This window comes from Arthrobacter sp. QXT-31 (assembly GCF_001969265.1).
In the GTDB taxonomy this organism is placed as follows: Bacteria; Actinomycetota; Actinomycetes; order Actinomycetales; family Micrococcaceae; genus Arthrobacter.
The window spans coordinates 841,088-853,163 of record NZ_CP019304.1; the positions used below are offsets into that span (position 1 = coordinate 841,088).

General features: G+C 65.6%; 12 protein-coding genes. 10 read left to right on the plus strand and 2 right to left on the minus strand.

What is annotated here, in order from left to right; all coding sequences use genetic code 11:
• Positions 1-13: 13 nt before the first annotated feature.
• Complete coding sequence (locus BWQ92_RS03825) at positions 14-571, minus strand: WhiB family transcriptional regulator (protein WP_076798364.1); 558 nt, start codon at positions 569-571, stop codon at positions 14-16.
• 350 nt (positions 572-921) lie between these two features.
• On the opposite strand from BWQ92_RS03825, the gene BWQ92_RS03830 reads away from it, so the two are divergent.
• Positions 922-1,620: a TIGR03089 family protein gene (locus BWQ92_RS03830; protein ID WP_076798365.1), complete on the plus strand. Its 699-nt coding sequence runs from the start codon at positions 922-924 to the stop codon at positions 1,618-1,620.
• A 4-nt stretch (positions 1,621-1,624) separates the two neighbouring features.
• Here BWQ92_RS03830 and BWQ92_RS03835 read toward each other — a convergent pair whose 3' ends face one another.
• On the minus strand, positions 1,625-2,191 hold the full coding sequence (locus tag BWQ92_RS03835; protein WP_076798366.1) for a GtrA family protein: 567 nt from the start codon (positions 2,189-2,191) through the stop codon (positions 1,625-1,627).
• Between the two features lie 198 nt (positions 2,192-2,389).
• Between BWQ92_RS03835 and BWQ92_RS03840 the strand changes: the two genes are divergently transcribed.
• From BWQ92_RS03840 to BWQ92_RS23810, 9 genes are all read left to right on the plus strand, one after another.
• Entirely contained in the window at positions 2,390-3,583 is a 1,194-nt protein-coding gene (locus BWQ92_RS03840) for a 5-(carboxyamino)imidazole ribonucleotide synthase (RefSeq protein WP_076798367.1), read from the plus strand.
• Positions 3,580-4,167, plus strand: coding sequence for a 5-(carboxyamino)imidazole ribonucleotide mutase (purE, locus tag BWQ92_RS03845; RefSeq protein ID WP_076798368.1), 588 nt, complete (start codon positions 3,580-3,582; stop codon positions 4,165-4,167). Before BWQ92_RS03840 ends, purE begins: the two co-directional genes overlap by 4 nt.
• A gap of 9 nt (positions 4,168-4,176) precedes the next feature.
• Complete coding sequence (locus BWQ92_RS03850) at positions 4,177-5,844, plus strand: LCP family protein (RefSeq protein WP_076798369.1); 1,668 nt, start codon at positions 4,177-4,179, stop codon at positions 5,842-5,844.
• 35 nt (positions 5,845-5,879) lie between these two features.
• Positions 5,880-7,130, plus strand: coding sequence for a mannose-6-phosphate isomerase, class I (gene manA / locus BWQ92_RS03855; RefSeq protein WP_076798370.1), 1,251 nt, complete (start codon positions 5,880-5,882; stop codon positions 7,128-7,130).
• A 6-nt stretch (positions 7,131-7,136) separates the two neighbouring features.
• Entirely contained in the window at positions 7,137-8,099 is a 963-nt protein-coding gene (locus tag BWQ92_RS03860) for a lipid II:glycine glycyltransferase FemX (RefSeq protein WP_076798371.1), read from the plus strand.
• Between the two features lie 598 nt (positions 8,100-8,697).
• On the plus strand, positions 8,698-8,835 hold the full coding sequence (locus BWQ92_RS23430) for a hypothetical protein (RefSeq protein WP_157365092.1): 138 nt from the start codon (positions 8,698-8,700) through the stop codon (positions 8,833-8,835).
• A 222-nt stretch (positions 8,836-9,057) separates the two neighbouring features.
• Positions 9,058-10,611, plus strand: a complete 1,554-nt coding sequence (gene istA / locus BWQ92_RS03870) for an IS21 family transposase (protein WP_076797999.1) — start codon at positions 9,058-9,060, stop codon at positions 10,609-10,611.
• Positions 10,601-11,389 (plus strand): ATP-binding protein, encoded by a 789-nt coding sequence (locus tag BWQ92_RS03875; protein ID WP_076797998.1) that lies wholly within the window; start codon positions 10,601-10,603, stop codon positions 11,387-11,389. The genes istA and BWQ92_RS03875 overlap by 11 nt, the downstream gene beginning before the upstream one ends.
• A gap of 324 nt (positions 11,390-11,713) precedes the next feature.
• Positions 11,714-12,046: an endonuclease domain-containing protein gene (locus BWQ92_RS23810; protein WP_076798373.1), complete on the plus strand. Its 333-nt coding sequence runs from the start codon at positions 11,714-11,716 to the stop codon at positions 12,044-12,046.
• Positions 12,047-12,076 lie beyond the last annotated feature (30 nt).

Consider the following 12,076-nt stretch of genomic DNA (forward strand, 5'->3'; position numbering starts at 1 on the left):
ACTTCCTGAAGAATTAGACCGCTCGCTTCCTCAGCCGTCGGCGCTCACGCTCGGAGAGGCCACCCCAAATCCCGAACCGTTCGTCATTCGACAATGCATACTCCAGGCACTGCGACCGTACGCTGCATGCTCCGCAGACTTTCTTGGCGTCCCTGGTGGAACCGCCCTTTTCCGGAAAGAAGGCCTCCGGATCGGTCTGGGCGCACAGGGCATCGGTCTGCCACCCGAGCTCGCCTTCGTCGTCGAAATCCTGTCCCAGCGGCAATCCAATCCACACTGGCTGGGCCAGCGTGGTGGGCTCCGGGTTCCGGATCTCCATGGGGGGATCGAGATCGTCCTCGTCCTGCTCCGGCCGCCCGGCCAGGAGGGACTCATTCTGGAGCGCCTCGTGTTGGGCGAGGAAGGCCGTGGCCTGATCCTGCAAAGAGGCAGACGTGCCCACGTTGTACCGCTCTGCGGCGTCCGGGTCGGCCGGATCCACGTACCAGTCACTGGGCACCCCCCGAGACCGGTACTTTGCTGTGGCCTGGCCGGCCACTACAGCATCATCAATACGCTCCGCTTGCCCCATGGCGTCCCCTCCTGAGTAGTGCGGCCCCCGGCCCGACGATCAGGAGACTACTTGGTGTTCCTGAGTGTTCGCCGCGGCTTTTCAATACCTAATTACACGTGTGTAAGTAGTGGGGAGTCAAGCCGCGACGGAATAATAATCAATGCCCGGGCCGATCAGCAGGCGCGCCACGCCCGGGAATTTTTTTCGTCAGCAGGACGGAAGCCGCCCCGAATTTGACAGCAAGCTTAGTATCAGGTTCCGCGCGCGTGCAATTTCGCCAATTTTGCTGCCGCCCGGGACGTTAAGGCAAACGATGTTACAAAATGTTGTGCCGGAGATCACGCGATAAGGCATGGCAAGATGAAGCCATGAACATCCCGGCCACTGATCTGATGACGGCCCTGCGCTCGGGCCACTCCACCTCGCCCCGCCTGACCTGGTACGGGCCTGACGACGAGCGGGTGGAACTCTCCGGCCGAGTGCTGGACAACTGGGTCGCGAAGACCAGCAACCTGCTGCAGGACGAACTCGACGCCGAACCGGGAATGCGGCTGCGGCTGGATCTGCCCGCGCACTGGAAGTCGATTATCTGGGCCCTCGCCGCGTGGCAGCTGGGCATGGAGGTGGTGCTGGATTCCGGCGACGCCGACCTGCTCGCCACCTCCGAGCCGGACAGGGTGGAGGACAGGTTCGACGCCGTCGTTGCCGTTTCGCTGCCGGCCCTGGCGATGCGGTGGCCCGGTGATTTGCCCGCCGGGGTCCTCGACTACGCCGCGGAGGTCCGCTCACACGGTGACGTTTTCATGGCCCACAACGATCCCGATCCGGGCTCCTCCGCGGTCCGCAGCTCGAACGGTGGGGCCGTCCTGCACGAAGCCCTGCTGGCGGAGTTTGCGGCGGGTCACGAGCCCAGTGCGAGGCTCCTGGTGCGTGCCGCCGACGGCCTTGAGGCGGCGCTGGCCAACGCCCTCGGCGTGTGGAAAAACGATGGCTCGGTGGTCCTGGTCCACGGCGACGTGGAGCTGACAGAGAAGCTTCTCTCGGCCGAGCGCATCCACGGCGACTGAGCTGCTAGCTGGGCCTGACTGGCCGCTCGGGGTCGTTCATGCCAGGTTCCAGGACCGGCTCCGCCGGCTGGGCAGAGTGGTGGTGCACCTCGATGATCTCGTGGTCGTGTGAGAACTCCGGCTCCTGGTCCAGTTCCTGGTTAAACACGAGGAACCGGTAGGCAAAGAAGCGGACCACCGTGGCCACCAGAATGCCCACGACGCCTGCGGCAAAGAGCATGTTCTTGTCCGTGACGCCCAAGGAGTACTTCGCCAGCGCCGTGAACCCGGTGGAGATGCCGATCCCGATGCCGTTAATCAGGATGAACATCAGGAATTCACGCAGGACGTTGGCCTGGCGGCGGTGCCGGAACGTCCACAGGCGGTTGGCGATCCAGGAAAATACGGTGGCAACGCTGGCGCCCACGAAGCGGGCCTTGGCCTCGCTGTCCGTCATGGGTCCGTGCATCAGGTAGTACGTCAGCCCGTTGTCAATGACAAACGCCACACCGCCCACGGCACCGAACTTCGCCACCTCGCGCCAGAAAAGCGAGGCGAGTCCCCGGATGCGCTCTGCAAGTGTGTTAATCATGACCCTCCGTGGCCGTCTGAATAGTGGGGGCCGTTGGGGCCAAGCTCCCATTTTAGCCCCGTTTCCCGGGAGTATCCCCAAAAGCGGGCCCTCCCTGGCCCTCCCCATCAGCTGCTTCGCCGCCATAATGCGGCGGCTCAGGGAGCTTCATCGCCGTGAAAGACAGCAACAGCGCTCCTGTTCGGTAGGCTGGAACATGTGACTTTTCCAGTAATCGGCGTGGTTGGCGGCGGCCAGCTTGCGCGCATGATGGCCCCGGCCGCCACTGCCCTGGGCTTTGAACTCCGTATTTTGGTTGAAGGCGAAGACGTGTCCGCGGTCTCCGCTGTCCCCAATGCCCCCGTGGGCGACTACAAGGATCTCGATGCCCTGATGGAATTCTCCAGGGGCCTGGATGTGATGACCTTTGACCACGAGCACGTCCCGGGCGACCACCTCTATTCCCTGATTGAAGCCGGGGTGAACGTCCAGCCCCGCCCGGAGGCGCTGGTCAACGCCCAGGACAAACTGGTCATGCGCGCGGCCATCGACCGGCTCGAACTGCCCAACCCCGAGTGGGCCGCGGTGGACAACGTCGCCGCACTGGTCAGCTTCGGCGACCGGATCGGCTGGCCGGTGGTGCTCAAGACCCCGCGGGGCGGCTACGACGGTAAGGGGGTGCGCATCGTGGGCTCGCCTGAGGAAGCCGCAGAGACCGCCGACTGGTTCGAGGCGATGAGCCCGCTCCTCGCCGAAGCCAAGGTGGAGTTCAGCCGAGAGCTCTCCGCGCTGGTTGCCCGCACGCCGGACGGGGCGTCCCGCGCCTGGCCCGTGGTTCACACCATCCAGGTGGACGGCGTCTGCGACGAAGTGATCGCACCGGCACAGAACATCTCCGTTGAGGTCGCCGCGGCCGCCGAGGACGCTGCACTCCGGATCGCCAATGAACTCGGCGTCACGGGCGTCATGGCCGTGGAGATGTTCGAGACGCCCGGCAGCGGCGCCGGCTTCCTGATCAACGAACTGGCGATGCGGCCCCACAACACCGGCCACTGGACGCAGGACGGCTCCGTCACCAGCCAGTTCGAACAGCACCTCCGCGCGGTTCTGAACCTGCCGCTCGGTGCGACTGACGTGCTGGGCCAGGTCGCCGTGATGAAGAACTTCCTGGGCGGCGACAACCAGGACCTCTTCTCCGCTTTCCCGGCCGCCCTGGCGACGGAACCGGCCGCCAAGATCCACTGCTACGGCAAGTCCGTGCGGCCCGGCCGAAAGATCGGCCATGTCAACCTGGTGGGCGCATCCGCTGCGGATGTTGACTCCCTCCGGCAGCGCGCCACCACCGTGGCTAACATCATCCGTGACGGCAAACTGCCGGCCACGGCAACAGGCACCACCGAGGAGACCCCATGAGCCCCGAATCCGCTGCTGCACCGGAAGCCGGCGGCCCCTCCCCGCTTGTAGGCCTCGTCATGGGGTCGGACTCGGACTGGCCCGTCATGGAAGCCGCGGCTGACGCCCTGGCCGAGTTCGGCATTCCGTTCGAGGCGGATGTTGTCTCCGCCCACCGCATGCCCACCGAGATGATCCGGTACGGACAGACCGCGCACGAGCGCGGCCTGCGTGTGATCATTGCCGGCGCCGGCGGTGCCGCCCACCTGCCGGGCATGCTGGCGTCGGTCACTCCCCTGCCGGTGATCGGTGTTCCGGTGCCGCTCAAGACCCTGGACGGCATGGATTCCCTGCTCTCCATCGTGCAGATGCCGGCCGGCGTACCGGTGGCCACGGTCTCCATCGCGGGGGCACGGAACGCGGGCCTGCTCGCGGTCCGCATGCTGGCCTCCGGCACGGACGACCTCTCCGCCCGCCTCCGCACGCAGCTTCTGGAGTTTGCCCAGGAACTGAACGATGTGGCGAGCCGGAAGGGCGCCAACCTGCGCCAGAAAGTCAACGAGGTCTTCTCCGAGACAAACGTGGCTCTCCGGAGCAGCCGATAGGGATCTGCCATGTCCAACACCGAACTGCCGTCCCAGGGCCTCCTGACGGATCCCGTCCGCAACCCGTCGAGCGCTACTGAACCTGTCCGCACCAAGCGTGCGTTCCTGCTGATCCTGCTCACGCTGCTGGTGCCCGGCAGCGCCCAGATCGTGGCCGGGGACCGCAAGCTTGGCCGGACCGCCCTGCGCGTGACGCTCAGCGCCTGGCTGCTCGCCGTCCTGGCCCTGGTACTGCTGTTCATCAACCGGACCCTGCTGATCAACATCATCACCAATCCGGTGGCCTCGCTGCTCATCATCCTGGTCCTTACCGCCCTGGCGGTGGGCTGGCTGGTGCTGTTCATCAACACCCTGCGGCTCATCCGGCCGGTGCTGCTGCCCGCCCGGACGCGTCCCGCCGTCGTGATTGCGCTTGTCCTGGCCATGGTGGCCAGCAGCGGATCGCTGGGCTACGCCGCCTACCTGCTCAACGTGAGCCGAAACGCGATCGGAAGCATCTTCAACGCCGGACCGGCCATCGACCCGGTGGACGGGCGCTACAACTTCCTCATGATGGGCGGCGACGCCGGGGCGGACCGCACCGGGCGCCGGCCGGACAGCCTGTCCGTGCTGAGCGTTGATGCCGAAACCGGCCAGACGGCCATCATCTCCGTGCCGCGGAACCTGCAGAACGCGCGGTTCAGCGAGGGCTCGCCCATGCTGCAGGTCTATCCCGACGGCTACAACTGCGGGGACGAGTGCCTCATCAACGCCATCAACACCGAGGTCACCAACGAGCACAAGGACCTGTACCCGGGCATTGCAGACCCCGGCGCGCAGGCCACGCTGGAAGCGGTGTCCGGCACACTCGGCATCACCGTTCAGGCGTACGTGCTGGTGGACATGGACGGGTTCGCCAAGCTGATTGACGCGATGGGCGGCATCCGGATCAAGGCAGGCGGCTGGGTTCCCATCAGCGGCGACATGGTCGACGAGGCCAACGGCATCCACGGCATGCCCCTGGGCTGGATTCCCGCCGGCGAACAGAAGCTCGACGGCTACCACGCCCTCTGGTACGGCCGCTCCCGCGAATTCGTGGACGACTACGCCCGGATCCAGCGCCAGCAGTGCGTCCAGCAGGCCATGCTGAAGCAGCTTGACCCCGCCACCCTGCTGGCCAAGTTCGAGGACATCGCCAACGCCGGCACCAAGGTGGTTGACTCCAACATTTCCTCCAGTCAGCTCGGAAGTTTCGTGGACCTCGCCATGAAGGCCAAGGGCAAGGACATCAAGCGGCTCACCATCGGGCCGCCGGACTTCGACGCGTCCTTCTCCACGGTGCCTGACTTCGATATCATCCATGACCGGGTCCAGAAGCTCCTCGCTTCCGCCAGCTCCGAATCGTCGCCGGCCGCGGCACCGGCCGGTACGGTACCGGATGGCACCGCACCGGCCGACACCGTGCTGCAGCCGGGCTCGCTGCCCGGCAACGGGCTTTCCGCCGTGGGCCCCCTGGCGGGTCTTCCGGCCACCACCCCGGCGCCGGCACCGTCGTCGCCGTCGGACTTCACTCCGGTGACCACCACCCCGGAGGGCGAACCGATCACGGAAGAAATGCTGAACCAGTTCAAGCGTGAGGGCAACGAACAGGCCATCCGCGACCTGGTGGCCACGAACGGCCAGTGCGCACCGCTTTGAACAACACGTACAGCAAAAGAGGGGGAACACCAGGCATGTACCAGATAGAAAATATCCTGCGTCCGTATGCGTGGGGATCGACGACGGCGATCGCCGGCCTGCTGGGCCGGCCGGAGTCCGGCGGTCCGGAGGCCGAGCTGTGGATCGGGGCGCATCCTGACTCGCCGTCGGTGGCCACCCGGCCGGACGGCACAACGACGCCGCTGGACGCACTCATCGCTGAGGACCCGGAACACTTTCTGGGGGCAGCTTCGGTGGCCGAATTCGGTCCCCGGCTGCCGTTCCTGGCCAAGCTCCTCGCCTCGGCGAAGCCGCTGTCGCTGCAGGTCCACCCGAGCCTTGAGCAGGCCCGTGCCGGTTACGCCCGCGAAAACGCCGCCGGCATCCCGGCCAACGCAGCGAACCGGAACTACCACGACGACAACCACAAGCCCGAGATGATTTTCGCGCTGACACCATTCGAGTCGCTGTGCGGCTTTCGTGACCCGGAAAAGTCCCGGGACATCTTTCTGCACCTGGCCGGCTGCCTCGAGCTTCCGGGGGACGGCGTCCCGCAGGTGCTGAAGGCGGTGATTGACGACCTCTCGCAGCCCGACGAGGCCGCAGCGCTTCGTTCGGCGTTTGAACGGCTGATTGCGGGCGGTGAGGACGTCCGGGAGGCGACGTCGCGGGTGGTCGACGTGCTGGCCGCCGGGGCGCCCATGGCGCCCTATCAGCGGGAACTGTCCACGGTGCTAAGCCTTAACAGCGAGTACCCGGGCGATCCCGGCGTGCTAATCTCCCTGCTGCTCAACCGGCTGTCCCTGGAACCCGGGGAGGCCGCCTACCTGCCAGCAGGCAAGGTCCACGCCTATCTGCACGGGCTGGGCGTGGAGGTGATGGCGTCCTCGGACAACGTGCTCCGCGGCGGGCTGACGCCCAAGTTCATCGACGTTCCCGAGTTGCTTAACACGATCAGGTTCGAATCGGTGGACTTTCCCATGCTCCAGAGGGAGACGACCGAACTTGGGCAGGAGCTGTACCGTCCGCCGTTCCGGGAGTTCCAGCTCCAGCGGATCGAGCTGCAGCCGGACGGTTCGCCGGTTCCGCTGGCGCAGTCGGGCGCCGCGGTGATCATCGTCATCGCCGGTTCGGTGTATCTGGACTCGCCCAAGGGCGACCTGCAGCTGGACCGCGGGGCAAGTGCCTTCCTGCCGGCCTCGGACGAGCCTGTCAATGTCCACCCGGTGTCCGGGTCCACGGAGAACGCCGTGGCCTTCGCCGTGACCACATCCATGAGGACCTAAATTACTGTGGAGTACTTCCTGCAAACGAAAGCCTGGGAGGATTTCCAGAAGTCGCTGGGACGCCGGGTGCACCGGCAGTCCGGGCCCGGCTGGAGCTTCCTGGCGATCGAGGAAAAGAACCCGGCCGGCAAGGTGCTGTACGCGCCCTACGGGCCGGTGGCGGAGTCGGTGGCGGCCTTTGACGCGGCGCTGGCGGCCCTCCGCGGGCTGGCGAAGTCCTGCGGCGCCGTCTTTGTCCGGATCGAGCCGGCGACGGCCGGCCTCGATGCCGGCGGCGCCGCGGACCAGTTGCGGAGCCGGGGCCTGCAGCCTGCCCCGGTGAACCAGCAGCCCGAGCTGAGCTGGATCGTGGACCTGGACCGGGACTTCAAGGAGGTCCTGGCCGACATGAAGCCGGTCAACCGAAACCTGTACCGGAACATCCACAAGAAGGGCGTCACGTTCCGCGCCACGCAGGATCCGGCAGACATCCGGGTCCTCCTGAATTTCCTGCACATGACGGCGCGGCGAAACGGGTTCAAACCGCAAAGCGACGAGTACCTGACGCAGGTGGCCGAGTCCCTGATGCCGGCCGGCGCTGCGACCCTGTTCATCGCCGACCTCCACGGCGGCCCGGTGGCGGCAGCACTCGCGTACGACTCCGCGGACACCCGGACGTACGCCCACGCCGCGATGGACGACACCCACCGCAAGCTCAGCGCGGGCATTCCCCTCCTGGTGACCCTGATGGCCGATGCCCAGGAAAAGGGCCTCAAGCACGTGGACCTGTGGGGCGTGGCCCCGGCCGACCAGCCCGACCACAAATGGGCAGGTTTCACCGCGTTCAAAAAGTCGTTCGGGGGGCGCGAGATCGCGTACCCCGGAACATGGGACCTGCCCGTCAACCGGCCCCGCTACGCGGCCTACCAGCTGGCCCGCAAACTCCGCGACCGCATCAAGTCCCTCATCCGGCGCCCCTCTTCCTCCTGACCGCGCTGGGCGCGAACGTACACTTGTGGCCCCGCGCCGGAGCGCGAACGTACACTTGTGGCCCCTCGGTGGAGCGCGAACGTACACTTGTGGCCCCTCGCCGGAGCGCGAACGTACACTTGTGGCCCCTCGCCGGAGCGCGAACGTACACTTGTGGCCCCGATTTCCCGCCGAACTGGGGCCACAAGTGTACGTTCGCGTGCGCTCCCTGGTTTGTGCCTGTGGATAACCTCCCGAGACGCACCTGCCCGTTGGACACTGAAGCATGGGTCTCTCACCTCTGCCCCCGGACTTGGTCGCCGGATCATTCACATCCTCGGACGCTGCCGCGAGTGGTGTAACCCGGAAACGCCAGCGCCAGCCGGACTTGGCCATTCCTTCGCGCGGGATCCGGGTTCCACTCGGAGGAGAGGCCACCACAGCCGCTAACTTGCGCGCCTATTCCGCTCTCGATGACGCTTCCACCCTCACCCACCACTCCGGGGCGCGGATCTGGGGTTATGGCCTTCCGGCATGGATGCAGGAGGACTGGAGAATCCACGTCGCGCGCGAGAGAGATGCCAGCAAGCCGAGGCGGCGAAACGTCGTTGGTCACCGCATGACTTTCAAACCCGGCGAGGTGGTGATCCACGACGGCGTCCGGGTCACCTCGCCGGCAAGGACGTGGCTTGACCTCGCGGGCCTGCTCAACGTTGACGAACTGATCGCAGCGGGTGATTGTAAGCGGCAACTTTAAACTGACCGGAGACGGCAAATTTGATTGACCGTTCGCGGCAGTGGTTTTGACCAGTGGCGGCAAGCATTTTTGGACAGTAGCGGGCCACCCGTGGGTGGCTGGGCGTGCTGGGATTCCTCTTGTCCATCCCTCGTGTCGTTACGGGGAGAGCCCCTTCCTTCCGCGGTGAAATGGCGATGCCAATCGTGTATTTCACCCGTTGCGGGAAGGAGGGGGCTCGTTGTGAAGTCTCCAGGAGAGTTCATGGAAATATTAGCTGCTTACGATCTGACCCGGTCATACCGGGATGCCGCGAAAATCTGCGGCGTCTCACACAACACGGTGCGCTCTTACGTGAAAGCCCGTCAGGAAGGCGCGCAGGCGCCGGTGGCCCGGCAACGCGGCCGGATGACCGACCCGTTCCTGCCTCAGATGATCTCTTGGGTTGAGCAGTCCCGCGGAAAGATCCGCGGGGATGTCGTGCATGAGAAGCTCCGGGCTTTGGGGTTCACCGGGTGTGAGCGGACGACCAGGACCACTCTTGCTGAGTTGAAGGCGAAATACCGGGCCCGGAGCGTGCGGGTGCACCGGCCGTGGACGCCGGAGCCGGGTCTCTGGCTCGAGTATGACTACGGCGACGGGCCCGTCGTTGGTGGTGTGAAGACGGTTTTGTTCGTGGCCTGGCTGGCCTTCTCACGGTTCCGGGTCGTGATCGCGTTGCGGGATAAGACCATGCCGAGTGTGTTCGCCGCCCTCGACCGGACCTTCCGCCTGATCGGCGGGGTTCCGACCTACATTTTGACCGATAACGAGAAGACCGTCACGGTCGAGCACGTCGCCGGGATCCCTGTCCGCAACCACCAGATCGTGGCGTTCACCAGGCATTACTCGACGTCGTTGCAGACCTGCCTGCCGGCAGACCCTGCCTCCAAGGGCGGGGTGGAGAATGCGGTCAAGATCGCCAAGGCCGATCTCGTCCCCAAAGACACCAACCTGCTGCCCGAATACCGGTCGTTCGGCGAGCTGGAGGCTGCATGTGAGGCATTCATGGAGGAGGTGAACTCGCGGGTGCACCGGGCCACGTTGGAGATCCCGAAGGACATGCTGCAGGTGATCGAAGGCCCCAGGTTGCATCCGGTCCCGGCGACCCCGGTGACCGCGAGTTTCGGCCAGACCCGTCAGGTTCCGCCGAACACGCCCATGATCACCTTCGCCCAGTCCCGGTATTCGGTCCCGCACACCCTGATGGGGCAGATGGTGTGGGTGCGCGGCACCGACACCGAAGTGATCATCGTCCACGTAGATGCGACCGGACCGGTCGAGGTCGCACGCCACAAGCTCACCCGTCCCGGAACCCCCGCGATTATCGACGACCACTTCCCGCCCGCCCCCGCCGGCGCCCTGGAGCGGGTGATCCGCCCGACGAACACTGCCGAGGAAGAATTCCTGGCCCTCGGCGCCGGCGCCGCGCTTTGGCTCAAGGAAGCCGCCGCCGCCGGAACCCAGAAGATCAGGCACAAAATGGAACGCGCCGTCACCCTGGCCAAGGTCCTCGGCGCCGACGAGGTCGACAAAGGCCTCGGCGCGGCAGCAGTGCATCAGCGCTTCACCCACGAGGACCTGCTCTCCATCGTCAACACCGGCAGCGCGGCAGGCCACACAACCAGCACCACCCACACCGTCACAGACCAGGACCGGTGGTTGAGCCAGGGCACCAGCGCATGGGCCAGCTTCGGCACCACACCCATCGCCGCCACCAGTGACGAAGACCTTGAAGGAGCCATCGATGAGCACTAACACCATGACCCCGCCCCTGGCCGACACGTCCGTAGAGAACGTGATCGCGCTGATGCGCACCACCCGGATGCCGCACGCCCGCGCTGTCGTCGCCGACGTCCTGGCCACCGCGAAAGCCCAACGCTGGGACCCCACCGAAGTCGTGCGCGTCCTGCTCGAAGCCGAAGCCACCGGCCGGAACGCCTCGATGCTCGCCACCCGCCGCAAACGCGCCGGCTTCCCCACCGGGAAGACCTTCGACGTCTGGGACGAAGCCCTCTCCACCCTCCCGCCGGCAACAACATCGTTTCTGCGGACCCTGGAATGGGTCCGGCGGCGTGAAAACCTGATTGCCTGCGGGCCCTCCGGCACCGGCAAGACCCTGCTCCTGGAAGCGCTCGGCCAGCAAGCCATCGACCAAGGCATGTCCGTGTCCTGGCTCAGCATGGAAGACCTCGGCGCCCTTGTCCGCCGGCACCGCATCGATGACAGCGTCAACAAAGCCATCACCCGGGCCACCAACGTCGACCTGATCTGCATTGACGACATAGGCCTCTTGCCGGTTTCTGCCGACGCCGCCGAGGGCTTCTACCGCGTCGTCGAGGCCTCCTACGAGAAACGCTCCCTGGCGATCAGCTCGAACATCCACCCCTCCGGATTCGACGAGCTCATGCCCAAAACCATCGCCACCGCAACCGTGGACCGGCTCATGCACCACGCCCACCTCTGCCAAACCAGCGGCGAGTCCGTCCGGCTCATGCAAGCCCAAAACGGGAAAGGAACCCGCCCCATGAACTAACCCAAAACCGGTCAGGCGCCCCCACCAACCCGGCACGCCCGGGGCACCTGACGCTGTCCAAAAATACTTGCCGCCACCGGTCAATCACCTGCCGCCAACGGGCAAACCAACATGCCGCCACCGGTCATTTCTAGGCTGCCGTTGACAGGTGATTCGGCGGTGCTTGCCCACGGATCCGACTTCCCGGTACCGCGAACTCCCCTGACAACGATTTACGACCTGCACCGCATGGTGGCTTCGCATCCTGGCATGCGGGGAATTAAGACGGCGCGGCTCGCCCTTCCAGAAATACGCGTTGGAGCCGATTCACCCCAAGAGACCAAAATGAGGCTCATTCTTGCCCGCACCAAGCTCGGCGAGCCGGTTCTGAACCATGTCATCCGCAACTCCTGGGGTCAGCCTGCGGTCTGGCCGGACGCTGCCTATCCGGAACACCGTCTGGCGCTGCAATATGACGGCGGGCATCATTCGGATCCAGTACAGGCGGCACGTGACAGGAAACGCCAGGAAGTCACGGAGCGCCTGGGGTGGACCGAACTCCGAATTTTCAAGGACGATCTCGACGGCGATAAGCCGTTCGTCGTCGAAAAGGTCAGGGCAACATTGCAGGGGCTGCTGCGGCGCCAGGCATCAGGAACCTGGGGCTCCGCCCCGTGAGGAAAGCGCGAACGTACAGTTGTGGCCCCA